Genomic DNA, 16,795 nt, shown 5'->3' on the forward strand with positions numbered 1-16,795 from the left:
TCTCCAGATAATAAGTAGTAGCTCAATTAAATTAAAAGCTTTCGACACACCCCTCGTAATTATCACTTGCATCTATAGGACCACGACGAACAAAAGGCTGCGAATTACCAAAAAAAGAGGCTGCGCCATTAAAGCTAGATGCATCCACTGACGAGCGTAGGACTTTCAATCTAGCTTCTACAAGTGGATCGCTAGTACTTTCAGAATGAAGGAATGCCCCTAATTTCTCGTATAAAATGAGCGCTTTTGCTGCATCCTTTTCAACAGCCTGACTCAATAAGCTCGGTCTATAATTTGCTTCGGGAAACGGATAATATGCATCCGCAAGCGCTACTCCAACATTGAAATCACCCTTGGCGACTAGCTGAAGCGCGAATTTTTCGGATTTTTCTTTAAAAATACTTAGTTCATCAAGACTTTCAATTGTATTTCCAATTCTGAAAGGACGCCCAAGAATATAAAACTTAGCCGCGTAGTAACTTCCTGCCTCAGCAGCTGACCTCCAAGCTCTAATCAATCCAGGAACTGTAGCCTCAGCCATATCTTGGCAAGAAGCTGCTAGTTCTTCCCGATTTTTACCCCCTTTCTTTATGCCATCCCAATATTCGCTGCATTGCTGAGCTTTCACTGCCCTTGCACAAAGTAAACTCGATTCAACTCGACCAGTATGCAGCGTGCTGATTTGTTGAGGCTCACCAAAGGCAACGCTGGCATCCTGCTTCTCAGCTTTGACGTTATTTTCAGAAACAGAAGAACTCAAGCCACCACTAGAACGCCAACCTCTCTCAGACGGTGGAGATTCGCTCCAGACCAACCAAGTAACTAAAACTAAAAATACAAGAGCCACTAAAATAAAAAATAATTTATTCATTATTATCCCATGAGGTCACTTTTTCAGTCATGCAATTCAACGACCAAAAATTCCATCGGGCTTAATAGACATTACATACTCACGAACCCCCACCCTAGAATCGCAAGATTTTCCAAAATACTCCCCGTATTCAAATAAAACTTTTGAGAAAAATTTAATGAAGTTTTCGACAGAATTTACTCTAGCCTCCCACAACCAGCGGGCCAATATATCTTTGCGCAAATATGTAAATATAGCCACAAATCTTCCCAAGCCATCTTGAGCCCCCCTTCTTTCAGAAAGAAAATGAATGATCAAAATTCTTGACATTCTCCCATTACCATCAACGAAAGGATGCAGGTGCAGAAAATAGAAGAGAAAAAATGCAATAAATATCGAGTCGTGCTTTATCGAAAGCGCTCGTGAAATTAACCAAGAAAACTCGTTCTTGACATCAAAAATTGGGGAAGTAAAACCGAAGGAATCGGCCTGTTTGACGCCCACATTCAAGGACACCTTCCGCCAACTAGTTTTTTTTACATTCAATACAGCCCGATGAACTTCAAGTACGTTTTTTATAGAAATCGGATCCAACTTGATTAACAAAACATGCAGTAAATCAGCAGTTGAAACTTGCCCAAGTATGCACTGCGCTGCAGCTAGATCCAATTCGCAATTAACGATAGGCGCCGCGGGAAGACCGATCTTATGAGGGTCAAATGATTCAAAAAAACCTATTATTTCTCTAGAAGGCATGTATACCAAAGGCACGCTCTTCACTTAACGCCCTATCAAGTTAGAAAATATTTCTGAAGAGTATTCCTAGGATCGCACGTCGTCAAGTGTCAGTTGCCCAGATATTTTAGATGCTGCCGCCACGCTTGGAATTCAATCCAAAGTGGACTATGAATATCAAGCCATCCCGATTGCCCGATGCCAGAACCAATCCGATTGCCAATAAAATTGGTCAGCTACATGGAAAAAATTAATAGCACTCATACACAAATGAGCACTACTTCAAAAACGAGCATACCTAGCGCCTATCCCAATCAATATTTGTAGATGGGATTTGATCCTCTAAGAATAACACGGCCTCCCTAAGATAAATTTCGCAAGAGCTTCGAGAAGACACTCCCATCTATTAGCCGAGCAGTTCTGCAAGCAGCAGCGACGGCTTACCTGAAGAAAAAGAATTAACAAAATTCTCGTGCCAAGCAGAAAAAAATAGGTCATAAAAACCTTCGAACGTGTTTGCCGACGTTACTACGTAGATGTAACAGCAAAGACCGTCGGCATTTTTTGTTAATGGCCAGCAAAACGTTACCAGCCGCTCTACGCTTGCATCTTACAGCCACCGCCTTCAATTTCGACAATTCTGCTCTTAAAAGTTAAGACCATTTATGAGTCCAGAAGCAACTAGGCAGTTCAAAATTCTCTAACGGAATAAAAAACGGCCGGGAGAACCCGGCCGTTTTTGCAACACGCAACACGTTGGTCAGATCAGAACTGGTAGCGGAAGCCCAGCTGCAGCGCCCAGCGGGAGATGCCCTTGTCGTCGTAGACAGTGGACAAGTCCGGCTCATTGAAGCGGTACACGTACTTGCCGGTTGCAGCATCGATACCGCCGTACTCCACAACACCCTTGAAGCCCGGGAACCCGTACTCATCCACGCGGCCCCACTTCTTATTAAGCAGGTTACCGACATTCATGATGTCGACCCATACCTGCGCCTTGTTGCCGTCGAAGAAGCCCGGCAGTTCCTGCTCGATATGCAGATCGAACTGATTTACCCAGGAATTGCGAACGGCGTTGCGGCCAGCCAACTGCCCTTGGTGCGAAGACAGATACTGATTGTTGCTTACGTAGTTCCAGAAAGCATTCTCTTCAGCTGCACTTCCGAACAACACATCGCCACGGCCATTCGGAATGTAAAGCAGGTCATTGGCACGACCGTCACCATTGGCATCGTTATCGAACGTATAGCTATACGGACGACCGCTGCGGCCCTGATAAATCAGGCCAAGTTTGGTTGCGTAGTCGCCGAAGAAGTTGTGCTTCCACTGCAGAGTGCCGAGGATGCTGTCCTTGATCTCATAAGCGGACGTGGCGTTGACTTCTTCATTAGCCTGGAAGGTCGCTACATTCAACAGCTGAGAGCCCGAGGTAGAGCTGGTCAGACCGCTGACCTCCTTCGCGTTTGAGTAGGTGTAAGCGAGGCTCCACGACCAGTCGCTGTCGTTGAAAGGTTTATTCAAACCGACGGTGAAGCTCTGCGTACCGCCCTGGTCGGTTGGACGCGCAATAATTGCGTCGTTGAAGCCCTGATTACTGTTGGCGCGTGTCAGTGCGTTGCCGGTGAAGCGACCAAGGTTATCCCAGCTCGCCCGGTTACGACCAACCGCGTTCCAGTAGATCTGACGACCATCCTGTCCAACCGCAGTTGGCGTGCCAAGATTGAGTTGCTGGTAGTAGATTGCCTCGTTGACCTTGGTGACCACACCTTCCAACGATCCGATGATGCCGTACCACGGCAACTCGGTGTCGAATGCCAAGTTAGCTTTCCAGACCGATGGCTGCCCGAGATCCTTGTCGACAAAGTCGACCGATTGAGTCGCTCCGCCGGTACCAGTTGGCTGGTTGTTGATATCGGGAGTGAAACGAATACCGCCAGCGGCGATCTCGTTCGCGTTGCGGAAATTGTAATCCGTGTAAGCCAGGCCGGTATTGGAGAACGGATTGGACAGCCACACCGACGCCGCCGCACCCTGGAACAGGCCCACGCCACCGCGCAACTGGGTCGGCCGCTCGGCATCAAACGTGTAATTAAAGCCAAAGCGCGGCTGCCAGAGGTCGTTACCGTCGAGCGTCGCGTCGTTACGCACGCCGAAGGCATTGAATGCAGCCTGATTGAACTGCGGGCTGTCCGGAACCATCTGCTTGTCGTAGCGCAAGCCAAAGGTCAACGTCAGGTTGTTGTTGACAGCCCAGCTGTCCTGAACGAACAGGCCAAGGTTGCGCAGGCCCCACTTCGCTGCGATGTCATCGATACTGCCGGTGTTCGAGGACGAATAGCGATAAGACACTGGCCGATTGGCGCGGTAAGCAGCAATAGAATCAAAGTTGTAAGAACCGAAAACGCGTGGACCAAACAAGTTGAAAATATCGTTGTCTTCGTAGTCGAAGCCGAATTTGACTGTGTGGTCGTTAAGGAACAGGTTGCCAGCAAAGAATGCGTTCCATGTTTCGGTACGCAACTCGTTCGCCTGCGTATTTGCCTCGGTTCCCAGATTGACTGAGTTTGCGCCCACACGGACATTGATCGCCGGCAGCTGAGACGCTGCGGTACGTACTGCCGCGTAATCGCGATAAGACACCTTGGCCTCAGTGGAGAAGGTATCGGTCCAGTCGCTGAAAAGCTGTGCCGTGTAGGTTTCCAGCTCGAAGTCACGCACGTAGTGGTACGAATTCAGAGCCAACGAACTCGTGCTGAAACCATTGAGATTGGCAGTGCTTTGCTCGGACTTACCGTAACGGAATGAACCGCGATGCTTATCGCTGATATTCCAATCCAGCTTGAAGCCCTTTTCTTCAGAGTCGGAATCCAATGCCGGCAACGTCAACGTGCCCGGATCAAAACCGTACACATTGCGCGAGATGTCGGCGATCTCGTCGACCTGCGCCTGCGTGATGTTGACCGTGTTGCTCGCACCAGAGCCTGTCGGACCAAAACCGCTGTTACCGGTGAAAACGCCTTTGCCTTTGTACTTTTCGTAATTCGCAAAAAAGAACAACTTGTCTTTGACCACTGGACCACCCAGCGTCAGGCCGTAAGTCGATTCGCGATCGAACAACTGGGGCCGAATATCGTTCTCGTTCTTGCCCGACCAGTCGTTCTCGCGATAGGTTCCATAGACCGAGCCATGGAACTCGTTGGTGCCCGACTTGGTTACAGCGTTGATCACGCCACCGGTGCCGCCACTGATCGTGACGTCGTAATTGGCCACGTCCACCGAGATTTCGTCGATGACGTCCATCGAGAACGGCTGGCGCGGAGTCGGCAGGCTGTTGGATTCCAGTCCGAAAGCATCGTTGGTGCTGATGCCGTCGACGCGGATCGCGTTGTAGCGCGGGTTCTGGCCGGCGATGGAGATTTCGTTGCGCGCCTTGTCGGTCTGCGCGACGCGCGGATCCAGACGCACGTAGTCCTGCAGGTTGCGGTTGATCGACGGCAGCGACTCGATTTCTTCGCGGGTCACGTTGGTGCCGGTGCCCATCTTGTTGGCGCTGAAGATCGCTGAGCCGTAGTTGCCTGCGATCGCCTGCACGGTACCGAGCGTGGCCAGATCGCCACCCAGGGCTGCATCAACCTGATTGACCTTGTCCAAATTCAAGTACACGCCTTCACGCGTGGTGTTGCCCGCGCCGGAAGCGGTAATGGTGATCGTGTAAGGCCCACCCACGCGCAGGCCGCGCGCGTTGTAGCGTCCGCTGGCATCGGTGGTGGCGCGGCTGACCGTACCCGATTCAACGTGGGTGATCGTCACTTCAGCATTCGGCACCGGTTGACCGGCGCTGCTGGTCACCAGGCCAGCGACGCCGGCAGAGGTGCTCTGGGCGAACACGGGGGCGGCGGCGAGTGCGGCAACAAGGCCAAGCGTCAGCTTGGACATGCGGAGACAGCGGGGGTGGGTCATTTCGGTAGCCTCGATACAGGTTGGGCAGTGACAAAAAGGCGCAGTCAGCCCAACCGTTCCCGGGGGTGGGCTGCCGATGATCTGGGGTCCCTTGCCGCGCGGCTGGTTGCTGCCGCAACGGTTAACAACAGATTAACACGCTAAGGCCTGATTGTGACGGCGGCGTGACAAAGTTCGCGCGGTGCAACATGAACTTCGCATGTGAAGGCCTAAACGCCAGCTTGCGCAAAGTCGCGCGGCATTTGCGACTGGCGTCGCGCTATCGAACTGGCTTGTCGCAAACCGGCAACGTTTGGCCTGAAAACGCAGCGCTGGCTATCGGCCGCCATCCCGCGCTGTGGTCGCCAGACACCGCCAGCCGCTCATGCCACGGGTCGGCGACGCGGCTTCAAAGCCCGCCAGGCATCCAACAAGCCGTCCCCATGCCACGCACCCTGCCCGCCCATCGCCGAGTGGACTCAGATCGATACCGGCAGCTTGAAATAAGTGCCAAGGCCGTCCAGAAACATCTGCACCGAAATGGCCACCAGCAACATGCCCATCAGCCGCTCGATCGCGGTCAGTGCGCGATGACCGAGCAGTTTGTACAACAGCGGTGCCGAGGCCAGGATGGTGGATGCACCGATCCAGGCGATCATCAGCGCCAGGCTCCAATCCCATAACCGGGTGGGTTCGTTGCTGCCCATCAGCATCACTGCGGCCATGCCGGACGGGCCGGCCACCAGCGGGATCGCCAGCGGCACGATGAAGGGCTCGCCGTCGGGGATCTCGCCCATCAGGCCTTCCGGGCGCGGGAAGATCATGCGGATGCCGATCAGGAACAGCACGATGCCGCCGGCGATCGCCACCGATTCCTGGCGCAGATGCATCAGCTCCAGCGCGTACTTGCCGCCCCACAGGAACGCCATCAGCACGAACAGGGCGATCAGCAACTCGCGCGCGAGCACGAAGCGCTGGCGCTTGGGCGGTAGCGGCTTGAGCACGCTGAGAAACACCGGGATGTTGCCCAGAGGGTCGAGGATCAGAAACAGCAGCAGTGCCGCCGAAAGAATGGTCATGCGGAAGGACTCCAGATCGCGCCGCGGTGCGCGCCACCGGCCGTGGACAACAAGGTGACGCAGGCGGCGGCATAGCGCGTGGGGTCCAGCGCTTCGCTGTCTTCCTGATGGGTGAAGGCGCGCGCGCGCAAGGCGGTGCGCATCGGGCCGGGCTGCAATCCGCTGATGCGGACCGGGCCGGCGACGGTTTCGTGATGCAGGCTGGCGAGCAGGCCACGCTGTGCATACTGGGCAGCGCCATAGGCACCCCAGTACGCGTGGCCAACACGTGCCGGGTCATCGACGACGAAGACCACCGCCGCATCGCCTTGCTGCCGCAACAGCGGCAGGCAGGCCTGGGTCAACCAGGCGCGCGCGGTGAGGTTGATATGGAGGTTGCGTGCGAAGTCGGCAGGCGCCGCGAGTTCGGCCGGGGTCAAGCCGGCAAAATCGGCGGCGCAGTGCAGCAGGCCGTGCAGGCCACCGAGCTCGGACTGCAGCCGCTGCGCGAGCGTGGCGTAGTCGTCCGGCGTGGCGCCGGCCAGATCCAGCGGATACAGCAACGGCTCCGGACCCAGCTTGGCGACCGCGTCGTAGATGCGCTCCAGCGGGCGCAGCTTGCGGCCGAGCAACACCACGGTCGCACCGGCGGATGCACACGCCTGCGCCGCCGCGCTCCCCAGCCCGCCGGCTGCACCGGTGATCAGCACCACGCGGCCGGCAAGTGCCGCCGCGTCGGGCCGGGCCTGCGCCAGACTCACGGCTGGTAGGCCTCGCTGACGATGCGCTTGAGCTCGCCGGCCTCGAACAGTTCCAGCGTGATGTCGCAACCGCCGATCAGCTCGCCGTGGATGAACAGCTGCGGGAAGGTCGGCCAGTTGGAATAGCGCGGCAGATTGGCGCGCACTTCGGGCTCTTCCAGCACATTGACCGTGCGCAACTGATCGGCGCCGGCAGCCACCAGGGCCTGCACGGCGCGGCTGGAAAAACCGCACATCGGAAATTGCGGGGTGCCTTTCATGAACAGCACGATCGGGTGTTGTTCGACTTCGGCCTGGATCCGTTCCATCACCGGCATTGGACTCTCCTGACTGGGAGCGGCAGGCCCGACCGCCGGGTCGGATAGACTTCCGCAAAGGCGCGCATTGTAAGCCTTCAGCGCGACCTGTCGCCGCACTCCCTTCGCTGCCCTTGCCATCATGCCGATCGAACACCTTGCACTGCCCTACTCCCGCGTCGCCCTGGAGCCGCATCTGTCTGCCGCCACATTGGAGGCGCACCACGGCGTCTGTCACCGCAGCGAGGTCGATCGGCTCAATGCGCGCATCGAAGGCAGCGAGTTCGCCGAGCTGACCCTGGAAGACATCATCGCGCAGGCGCAGGGCACGCTATTCCATCTGGCTGCGCAGGTGTGGAACCACAATTTCTACTGGCAGTGCCTGCGCCCACGCGGCGGCGGTGAGCCGCTGGGCCGGCTGGCCGACCGCATCGCCAAATCGTTCGGCGACTTCGTGCATTTCAAGCAGGAATTCAACCGCGTCGCCCTGGGCAGCTTCGGCTCGGGCTGGGTGTGGCTGGTGCAGCGCCCGGATGGCGCACTGGCGATCGTCGCCACGCCGAATGCGTCCACGCCGCTCACCGGGCCGGACACCCCGCTGCTCGCTTGCGACCTCTGGGAGCACGCCTATTACCTGGATTACCGGCAGGACCGCGCGCAGTACCTGGACGCGTTCTGGAAGCTGATCAACTGGGAGTTCGTGGCCAGCCGGTTGGGTTAGCCGCTTGCGCCGTCGCAACAGGTCAACGATCAGGTGACCTGTTGCAACAGCGTCCGGCGGCGTCGCGCACTGCGTGCATCTTCGCCACGGACCTGCGCATCGGCGAGGCCAGCAGTGCCACCGATGGCTCTGCGAATCACCCTTCGCTCAAGCGCGCGAGCACCGGTCCGACCTGCGCATCACGCTGCAGCGCGGCGCCTGCGTCGCTCAAGGCCTGAGCAAGCAGCTGTGGCGTCTCGGCGCGCAGTGTGGCATGGCCGACCTTGCGGCCCTCGCGCGATTGCTTGCCGTAGTCGTGCCAATGCCCACCGGGCACCGCCAAAAATGCAGTCGCGTCCGGCATCGCGCCCAGCCAGTTGAGCATGCAGGCATGCCCGCGCATCGCGGTACTGCCAAGCGGCAGACCGAGCACGGCGCGCACATGATTTTCGAACTGTGAGGTCTCGGCACCCTCGATGGTCCAATGCCCGGAGTTGTGCACGCGCGGCGCCATCTCGTTGGCGAGCAACTGGCCATCGCGTACGAACAGTTCCAGCGCGAACACGCCGACGTAGTCCAGCCGCTCGGCGATCGCACGCGCATGCGTCTCTGCCGCAGCCTGCAAGCCGGCCTCCACACGCGCCGGCGCAAGACTGGCCGAGAGCACGCCGTCCACATGCCAGTTCTCGGTCAGCGGCCAGGCGCGGAATTCGCCATCGCGCCCACGCACTGCCACCACGCTGACCTCGCGCTCGAACGGCACGAACGCCTCCACGATCAGCCCGACCTTCGCCGCCTGCGCGCCGAGCGCGTCCCACGCGGCATCGGCATCGGCCAGCGTCTTGATGCGGAACTGGCCCTTGCCGTCGTAGCCGAAGCGACGTGTCTTGAGCACGCACGGCGTGCCGATACGGGCCAATGCAGCGTCGAGCCCTGCACGGTCGTCGATGGCGGCGAACTCGGGCACCGGAATGCCGAGCTCGCGGAACAGGGTTTTTTCGCTGAGCCGGTCCTGCGCCACCGCCAACGCGGCAGCGCTGGGAAACACCGGCACCTGCGCAGCCAACTGCTGCGCGCCGGCGGCCGGCACGTTTTCGAAATCGAAGGTGATCACATCCACCTGTGCGGCGAATGCGGCAAGCGCGGCGGTGTCGTCGAAGGCGCCTGCCTGCAGCGGCGCCACCTGCCCTGCGCAGGCATCGATGGCCGGGTCGAACACCGCAAACCGCAAGCCCAGCGGAGCACCGGCCAACACCAGCATGCGGGCCAACTGGCCGCCACCCAGAATGCCGACCGTGGTCATTGGCGCGGGTCGTCGCTGGCCATGACATCGTCGGTCTGCCTGGCGCGGAACTGCGCCAGTGCCTGACCGATCTGCGCCTGCTCCGGCGCCAGCATCGCAGCGGCGAACAAGGCCGCATTGGCCGCACCGGCATTGCCGATCGCAAACGTGGCCACCGGAATCCCGGCCGGCATCTGCACGATCGACAGCAACGAATCCATGCCGTTGAGCGCCTTGGACTGTACCGGCACACCGAGCACCGGCACCGCCGTCTTGGCTGCCAGCATGCCCGGCAGATGCGCCGCACCGCCGGCACCGGCAATGATCGCGCGCAGACCGCGCGCGCCAGCCTGCTCGGCATAGCTGAACAACACGTCCGGTGTGCGGTGCGCCGAGACCACCTTGACTTCGTAAGGCACGCCCAGCGCATCGAGCTTCTGAGCTGCGTGTTGCATGGTTTCCCAATCGGAACGGGAACCCATCACGATGCCGACCAGCGGCGCGGAGTGGTTGGAGGTCATGGCCCTGCCCTGCGGTAAAGACGTATTCTAGCCATCTTCCACGCAAGACAAGACTTCGATGGATCGCAAACTGCTCGACCTGCTGTGCTCGCCCGATACCCGCCAGCCGCTCTCGCTGCTCGACGGCAAGGGCCTGGAGGCACTCAACACCGCCATCGCCGGCGGAACCCTACAGCGTGCCGACGGTACCGCGCAGACACAGCCACTGCGCGAGGCGCTGATCACGCGCGACCGCAAGCAGATCTTCCGCGTCGACGACGGCATTCCGGTGCTGCTGGCCGAAGAAGCCATCGGCACTGCGCAGATCGCCGACTTCCCCGAAAAGTGAATCCTTCTGTTCGCACCATCGTGCCGGAGGCGCCACCGGCCGCGCTGGTGGAGGCCGATGTGGCGCGCGCGCTGGCCGAGGACATCGGCAGCGGCGATGTGACCGCGGCGCTTTTGCCCGATCAGCCAGACAGCGCATACCTGCTGTGCAAGCAGGACGCCGTGATCGCCGGGCGGCCGTGGTTCGACGCCACGCACCGCGCGCTCGATCCGCAGGTGCGGATCGACTGGCAGGTGCACGAAGGCCAGCACGTCGCCGCCGGCACGGTGCTGGCGCTGCTACATGGCCGCAGCCGCAGCCTGGTCAGCGCCGAGCGCACCTCGCTCAACTTCATGCAGACGCTATCGGCCACCGCGACCGCCACCGCTGCATACGTGGCTGCCGTGGCCGGCACCGGCACGCGCATCCTGGACACGCGCAAGACGCTGCCGGGCCTGCGCGTCGCGCAGAAATACGCGGTGCGCTGCGGCGGTGGCGACAACCACCGCATCGGCCTGTTCGACACGGTGATGCTCAAGGAAAACCATATTCGCGCCGCCGGCTCGCTGAGCGCCGCCGTGCATGCCGCACGTGCGCAGCAACCGCAGTTGCCGCTGGTGGTGGAGGTGGAAACGCTGGAGCAGCTGCACGAGGCCTTGCAGGTCGGTTGCACGCGCATCCTGATCGACGATTTCGACCCGGCGATGCGTCGCGACGCGGTGCGCATCGTTGCCGCCCTGCCGCGCGAACAACGCATCCCTCTGGAAGTCTCCGGCAGCGTGGATCTGGCCGGCATTGCCGCCATTGCAGCCGATGGGGTGGATTGCATCTCCATCGGCGGGCTCACCAAGCACGTGCACGCGGTCGATCTGTCGCTCAAACTCGGCCCACCGCCGCGCTGATTTCACGCGTGCCCGCAGCCGGCTCTGTCAGCCTGCTGCGATTGTTCTGTGCAGGATCTGCGATGACTGTAAAACCTTGGCCGTGGCTCTGTCTGGTGTTGGCCGTATGGGGCGGCACCGCGGCCGCCGCGGAAGTCTGCGATGTACCGCCGCGCTTCGGCACCAGCCCTGCAGCAATCGCCATCGTGCGCAGTGCCTGCAACGAGCATCGCCTGTGGCAGCACCCGTTTATCGATGCCAAGGGCCGTCTGGCCAGCCTGGGCGTGACCGAGGCCGAATCGGGCTATCTGGCCGACCACGGCGTGGTCGCCTGGCAACGCGTGGCCGGCTACTGGCGCGACAGCGGCACGCTGGCATCGATGGGCGGCCGCCCCGGCGCATCGAGTTGCGCGGCACTGGATGGCACGCGCTACACCGCCAGCGATTGCCGCGCGTTCCTGGTCGACAACCCATGGTCGGCCGCCTTCATCTCCTGGGTGATGACGCAGGCCGGCCTGAGCGGTTTCCACCGCTCTGCACGCCATCTGGATTACATCCGCAGCGCCTACAACGATGGCGCAAGCGGCCCGTACCAGTTCACCGACCCGGCGGTGGAAAAACCCGCCCCCGGCGATCTGCTGTGCCTGCTGCGCGGGCGCAGCGCTGCGCTCGGCTACGCCGGCCTCAAGGCCGGGCTTGGCGGCAGCGCGCCGATGCCGTGGCAATCGCATTGCGACGTGGTGATCGCCGCCAACGTCGGTGGCGATCGCACCCTGTACCTGATCGGCGGCAATGTGTTCAACACGGTGATGATGCGCAAGATGCCGCTGGACCGCGCCGGCCGCGTGGTGTTGCCGACGCCCCAATCCGACGGCAGCCAGGACCAGAGCGAAGACGGCCTGGGCATCGCCAGCGAGTGCACGCCGGCACACGAAGAACTCTGCGATTTCAATCGACGCGACTGGGCGGCCCTGTTGAAGCTGCGCCCGGATGCGGTGATGACGGCGCCACCACCGGTCGAACCGCTGCCTTCGCCAACCACCTTACCCACCACGATGCCGCCGGGTTTCCCGCGCGTGGTGCCGCCGCGTCCGGAGACACAGCCCGCGCCGACACAGCAGCCCGGGTAAGCAAGGCTCAAAGCCCCGCTCCCATCCGGAGAGGGGTTGGAGTGAGGGTACGGCGGCGAAGCCTTGGCCAAGGCTCAACCGCGCGAGGCTTCGTCCGTACCCTCATCCGCCCCTGCGGGGCACCTTCTCCCGCAGGAGAAGGATCAAGTCAGGCGCCCTTGCCGAACAGCCAACAAAAAAGCGGGCCGAAGCCCGCTTTTTCGTGACGCATCAACCAGCGGCGATTACTCGGCCGACGGCGGAACGCCCTCGCCTTCTTCCACTGCCTTGATCGACAGACGGATACGGCCCTGCTTGTCCACTTCCAGCACCTTGACGCGGACCAGATCGCCTTCCTTCAGCTTGTCGCCGACCTTTTCCACGCGCTCGCTGGAGATCTGCGAGACGTGCACCAGGCCGTCCTTGCCCGGCAGGATGGTGACGAACGCACCGAAGTCCATGATCTTGGCGACCTTGCCTTCGTAGATGCGGCCCGGCTCCACGTCGGAGGTGATCTGCTCGATGCGCGACTTCGCAGCTTGCGCGGCAATCGCATTGACCGAGGCGATGATGATCGTGCCGTCGTCCTGGATGTCGATCTGGGTACCGGTTTCCTTGGTGATGGCCTGGATGGTCGAGCCGCCCTTGCCGATCACTTCGCGGATCTTGTCCGGGTGGATCTTGATGGTCAGCAGACGCGGCGCGTAGTCGCTCAGTTCCTGACGCGGAGTGGTCAGCGCATGCGCCATCTCGCCGAGGATGTGCAGACGGCCGGCCTTGGCCTGCTGCAATGCCTGCTTCATGATTTCTTCGGTGATGCCTTCGATCTTGATGTCCATCTGCAACGCGGACACGCCTTCGGAAGTGCCGGCCACCTTGAAGTCCATGTCGCCGAGGTGATCTTCGTCACCCAGGATGTCCGACAGCACCACGAAGTCGTTGCCTTCCTTGACCAGGCCCATCGCGATACCGGCGACCGGCGCCTTGATCGGCACACCGGCGTCCATCAGCGCCAGCGAGCTGCCGCAGACCGATGCCATCGAGGACGAACCGTTGGACTCGGTGATTTCCGAGACCACGCGGATGGTGTACGGGAATTCTTCCAGGCTCGGCATCACTGCCAGCACGCCGCGTTTGGCCAGACGGCCGTGGCCGATCTCGCGACGCTTCGGCGCGCCGAAACGACCGCACTCGCCCACCGAGTAAGGAGGGAAGTTGTAATGGAACAGGAAGTTCTCTTTGTACTCGCCCGAGACGGCGTCGATGACCTGACCGTCGCGTGCGGTGCCGAGCGTGGTGATCACGATCGCCTGGGTCTCGCCGCGGGTGAACAGCGCCGAACCGTGGGTACGCGGCAGCACGCCGGCCTTGGCGCTGATCGGACGCACGGTATCTAGTGCACGGCCGTCGATGCGCACCTTGGTGCTCAGCACCGAGCCGCGCATGGTCTGGTATTCCAGCTCGCCGAATTCCTTGGACAGGTCACCGGCAGCCCAGCCTTCGACCGTGGCGCGCGGTGCCAGCGCACCCAGCACGTCCTTCTTGATCGCCGAAATCGCGTCGCGGCGCTGCAGCTTGTCGCGCACCTGGAACGCCGACGCGAGCTGGTCGCCCACCGCTTCCTTCAGCGCAGCGATCATGCTGTCGTTCTTGGCCGGAGCCACCCAGTCGGACGGCTTGGTGCCGGCTTCGACGGTCAGCTCGTTGATGATGTTGATGACCTTCTGCATCTCGCGATGGCCGAACGTCACCGCGCCCAGCATCACTTCTTCCGACAACAGCTCGGCTTCGGACTCGACCATCAGCACCGCATTGGCGGTACCGGCCACGACCAGCTCCAGCTGCGAATCCTTCAGCTCGGTCACGGTCGGGTTGAGGATGTATTCGCCATTCTTGTAACCGACCTTCGCCGCAGCGATCGGGCCGTTGAACGGGGTGCCGGCCAGCGACAGCGCAGCCGATGCGCCGATCAGCGCGGCGATATCGCCGTCGATGTCCGGGTTCATCGACATCACGGTGGCGATGATCTGCACTTCGTTCTTGTAGTCCTCCGGGAACAGCGGACGGATCGGGCGATCGATCAGGCGCGAGATCAACGTTTCCTTCTCGGTCGCACGTCCTTCGCGCTTGAAGAAGCCGCCCGGGATGCGGCCGCCGGCGTAGAACTTCTCCTGATAATCAACCGTCAGAGGAAAGAAGTCCTGCCCTTCGCGCGCGCTCTTGGCGGCGACGGCGGTGACCAGCAGTACGGTGTCGTCGAACTTGACGATGACGGCGCCGCCTGCCTGGCGAGCGATTTCGCCCGTCTCCAGGGTGACGGTGTGCTTGCCGTACTGGAAGGTTTTGGTGATTTTTGCCACGGAGGTTTTTTCCCTTAGGTGTTGCTGTCTTCGTTGGACCGTCGTCGACCCATGCCGAGAACGGGCGGCCGGGAGGCTCCGGCCCATGAACTGCATGCTGCAGATAACGTGATGCGAATGACCAAAACAAAGCCGCGGCGCATCGCTGCGCCGCGGCGGTGTGACTCGATTAGCGGCGCAGGCCGAGCTTCTCGATCAAGGACTTGTAACGCTCGTTGTCCTTCTTCTTCAGGTAGTCGAGCAGGCTGCGGCGACGGTTGACCATCTGCAGCAGGCCACGACGGCTGTGGTGATCCTTCTTGTGGGTCTTGAAGTGACCAGTCAGCAGCTCGATGCGCGCGGTCAGCAGGGCGACCTGCACTTCCGGCGAACCGGTGTCCTGGGCGCTGCGCTTGTTGTCTTCAATAACTTTCTGGGTGTCGACGGACATGATGTTTACTCGATAGATGCGTGGTCGGCAGGAACGTGCATGACGCACCGCCGGACTCGCCGTTTGCTAGGGATGAGCGCGCTTGGCGCTGGAGGTGCCCCGATCGGGGCCGCAAAATTGTAACGTCGTGCGGGCCCGGGAACAAGTTGACTAAACCTTAACAAGCCCCTGCTTCGTTCAGTCCATTGAACAATCGCTGCGGCGACAAACGCCCCTCCGCGTCCACCAGGCCTAGCCCTGAGGGGATCCCGTCGGGTCCGAACACGGCCACCTGGCCGGTCGGGAATGCAGGATCGCGCAGACGCTGACCCATGCGAAAACGCGCCGCATGCGACGCATCGAGCACGATCCGCGCAAAATCGGCCAGTCCGGCCTCGATCGGCAGCAATAGCTCCTGCGCGTTGGTGCCCGCTTCCAGGGCTGCCGACAGCGCTTCCAGCGTGATCATCTGCGGCGCGCGAAACGGCTCCACCCAGAGCCGGCGCAGCGAGGCGATATGCGCACCGCAGCCAAGCACCTCGCCCAGATCGCGCGCCAGGCTGCGGATATAGGTGCCCGAGCCGCAGGTCACACGCAACTGCAGCCGCGGCGCGGCGTAACCGAGCACATCGATTGCATGCACATCGACCTCGCGCACCGGCGCCTCGATCACCTCGCCACGGCGAGCCTTGGCGTACAGCGGCTCGCCACCCTGCTTGAGCGCAGAATAGATCGGCGCCTGTTGGCGGATGCGCCCGATGAAGGGAGTCAGCGCTGCACGCAGCGCGTCTTCGCCCAGTGCCGGCAACGCACGCTCGCGCAACACCTGACCATCGGCATCGTCGGTATCGGTGGTGACACCCAGCACGATCTCGGCGTCGTAGGCCTTGGCCGAACCGAGCAGCAGGCCGGCAATCTTGGTGGCCTCGCCCAGACACAGCGGCAGCAAGCCGGTGGCCAGCGGATCCAGGCTGCCGGTGTGGCCGCCCTTTTCGGCACGCAACAAACGGCGCGCGGACTGCAAGGCCGTGTTGGAGCTGACTCCAGCCGGCTTGTCGAGCAACAGGATGCCGTGCAACGGGCGATAGACGATACGGGGTTTCAACAGATCGGTGCTCGAATCGGGCACTGTGCGTGCCCGTTGAAATCGGGGCCGCTGATCGACAGGCGGCGGGCCGGCAGCGCTCAGCGCTGCTCGGCGTCCTCGTCGCTGGATGCGGCCTCGGGGCCGACATCGTCCAAGTCACGCAGCAGGTTGTCGATACGCTCGCCGCGGTCGACCGAATCGTCGTAATGGAAATGCAGCTCGGGCACGTGGCGCAGCTTCATCGCGCGCGCCAGCTGCGTACGCAACTGACCGGCGATTTCCTTAAGCCCCTTGACCGCTTCGGCCGAGCGTTCCTGCTGCAGCGCGGTGACGAACACCTTGGCATGCGCCAGGTCGCGGCTGATTTCGACGTCGGAAACGCTGACCGACGGCAGGCCGTGGTCGCGCACGGCCGCGTGCACGATCGTGCCGAGGTCGCGACGCACCTGCGCCGAAACGCGGTCGGTGCGATGAAATGATTTGGTTGGCATGGTCATGGA

General features: G+C 60.9%; 16 protein-coding genes. 4 read left to right on the forward strand and 12 right to left on the reverse strand.

Features of this window, described 5'->3' with window-relative positions; translation table 11 throughout:
* Window positions 1–31: 31 nt before the first annotated feature.
* The 6 genes from DGN21_RS12395 to grxD all read right to left on the reverse strand — a co-directional run bounded on the left by DGN21_RS12395 (window position 32) and on the right by grxD (window position 7,660).
* Entirely contained in the window at window positions 32–871 is an 840-nt protein-coding gene (locus DGN21_RS12395; protein ID WP_126965979.1) for a hypothetical protein, read from the reverse strand.
* Between the two features lie 36 nt (window positions 872–907).
* A complete protein-coding gene (locus DGN21_RS12400; RefSeq protein ID WP_215824933.1) occupies window positions 908–1,606 on the reverse strand; it encodes a Fic family protein in 699 nt (232 codons plus the stop codon).
* Window positions 1,607–2,350: 744 nt separating this feature from the next.
* Window positions 2,351–5,545 carry a TonB-dependent receptor gene (locus DGN21_RS12405; RefSeq protein WP_126965977.1) on the reverse strand — a complete coding sequence of 1,065 codons (3,195 nt, stop codon included), beginning with the start codon at window positions 5,543–5,545 and terminating at the stop codon, window positions 2,351–2,353.
* Window positions 5,546–6,003: 458 nt separating this feature from the next.
* The gene (locus DGN21_RS12410; RefSeq protein ID WP_006450537.1) at window positions 6,004–6,603 is read right to left on the reverse strand and encodes a YhgN family NAAT transporter; all 600 of its coding nucleotides are present in this window, start codon (window positions 6,601–6,603) and stop codon (window positions 6,004–6,006) included.
* The gene (locus tag DGN21_RS12415; RefSeq protein WP_184578424.1) at window positions 6,600–7,343 is read right to left on the reverse strand and encodes an SDR family NAD(P)-dependent oxidoreductase; all 744 of its coding nucleotides are present in this window, start codon (window positions 7,341–7,343) and stop codon (window positions 6,600–6,602) included. The genes DGN21_RS12410 and DGN21_RS12415 overlap by 4 nt, the downstream gene beginning before the upstream one ends.
* Entirely contained in the window at window positions 7,340–7,660 is a 321-nt protein-coding gene (grxD, locus tag DGN21_RS12420; protein ID WP_006450539.1) for a Grx4 family monothiol glutaredoxin, read from the reverse strand. Before grxD ends, DGN21_RS12415 begins: the two co-directional genes overlap by 4 nt.
* Window positions 7,661–7,781: 121 nt before the next feature.
* Here grxD and DGN21_RS12425 point away from each other — a divergent pair, with 121 nt between their 5' ends.
* Window positions 7,782–8,360 carry a Fe-Mn family superoxide dismutase gene (locus tag DGN21_RS12425; RefSeq protein WP_024937960.1) on the forward strand — a complete coding sequence of 193 codons (579 nt, stop codon included), beginning with the start codon at window positions 7,782–7,784 and terminating at the stop codon, window positions 8,358–8,360.
* Window positions 8,361–8,496: 136 nt separating this feature from the next.
* Here DGN21_RS12425 and DGN21_RS12430 read toward each other — a convergent pair whose 3' ends face one another.
* Together DGN21_RS12430 and purE are read right to left on the reverse strand one after the other, a co-directional pair.
* Window positions 8,497–9,642: a 5-(carboxyamino)imidazole ribonucleotide synthase gene (locus DGN21_RS12430; RefSeq protein WP_215824934.1), complete on the reverse strand. Its 1,146-nt coding sequence runs from the start codon at window positions 9,640–9,642 to the stop codon at window positions 8,497–8,499.
* Window positions 9,639–10,142 carry a 5-(carboxyamino)imidazole ribonucleotide mutase gene (purE, locus tag DGN21_RS12435; RefSeq protein ID WP_039510673.1) on the reverse strand — a complete coding sequence of 168 codons (504 nt, stop codon included), beginning with the start codon at window positions 10,140–10,142 and terminating at the stop codon, window positions 9,639–9,641. The genes DGN21_RS12430 and purE overlap by 4 nt, the downstream gene beginning before the upstream one ends.
* Window positions 10,143–10,200: 58 nt before the next feature.
* On the opposite strand from purE, the gene DGN21_RS12440 reads away from it, so the two are divergent.
* The 3 genes from DGN21_RS12440 to DGN21_RS12450 all read left to right on the forward strand — a co-directional run bounded on the left by DGN21_RS12440 (window position 10,201) and on the right by DGN21_RS12450 (window position 12,460).
* On the forward strand, window positions 10,201–10,470 hold the full coding sequence (locus tag DGN21_RS12440) for a Trm112 family protein (RefSeq protein WP_024937963.1): 270 nt from the start codon (window positions 10,201–10,203) through the stop codon (window positions 10,468–10,470).
* On the forward strand, window positions 10,467–11,351 hold the full coding sequence (gene nadC, locus DGN21_RS12445) for a carboxylating nicotinate-nucleotide diphosphorylase (RefSeq protein ID WP_126965973.1): 885 nt from the start codon (window positions 10,467–10,469) through the stop codon (window positions 11,349–11,351). The genes DGN21_RS12440 and nadC overlap by 4 nt, the downstream gene beginning before the upstream one ends.
* A gap of 62 nt (window positions 11,352–11,413) precedes the next feature.
* The gene (locus tag DGN21_RS12450; protein WP_160954464.1) at window positions 11,414–12,460 is read left to right on the forward strand and encodes a DUF2272 domain-containing protein; all 1,047 of its coding nucleotides are present in this window, start codon (window positions 11,414–11,416) and stop codon (window positions 12,458–12,460) included.
* A gap of 224 nt (window positions 12,461–12,684) precedes the next feature.
* On the opposite strand, the gene pnp is transcribed toward DGN21_RS12450, so the two are convergent.
* From pnp to rbfA, 4 genes are all read right to left on the reverse strand, one after another.
* Window positions 12,685–14,799 carry a polyribonucleotide nucleotidyltransferase gene (pnp, locus tag DGN21_RS12455; RefSeq protein ID WP_054592535.1) on the reverse strand — a complete coding sequence of 705 codons (2,115 nt, stop codon included), beginning with the start codon at window positions 14,797–14,799 and terminating at the stop codon, window positions 12,685–12,687.
* 169 nt (window positions 14,800–14,968) lie between these two features.
* Window positions 14,969–15,229, reverse strand: a complete 261-nt coding sequence (gene rpsO / locus DGN21_RS12460; protein ID WP_003485583.1) for a 30S ribosomal protein S15 — start codon at window positions 15,227–15,229, stop codon at window positions 14,969–14,971.
* Between the two features lie 157 nt (window positions 15,230–15,386).
* On the reverse strand, window positions 15,387–16,313 hold the full coding sequence (truB, locus tag DGN21_RS12465) for a tRNA pseudouridine(55) synthase TruB (protein WP_184578430.1): 927 nt from the start codon (window positions 16,311–16,313) through the stop codon (window positions 15,387–15,389).
* An 80-nt stretch (window positions 16,314–16,393) separates the two neighbouring features.
* Window positions 16,394–16,786, reverse strand: a complete 393-nt coding sequence (rbfA, locus tag DGN21_RS12470) for a 30S ribosome-binding factor RbfA (protein WP_024937968.1) — start codon at window positions 16,784–16,786, stop codon at window positions 16,394–16,396.
* Between the last annotated feature and the right edge of the window lie 9 nt (window positions 16,787–16,795).

Origin of the sequence: Xanthomonas sp. MLO165 (genome assembly GCF_018831305.1) — a bacterium.
GTDB lineage: Bacteria > Pseudomonadota > Gammaproteobacteria > Xanthomonadales > Xanthomonadaceae > Xanthomonas > Xanthomonas arboricola.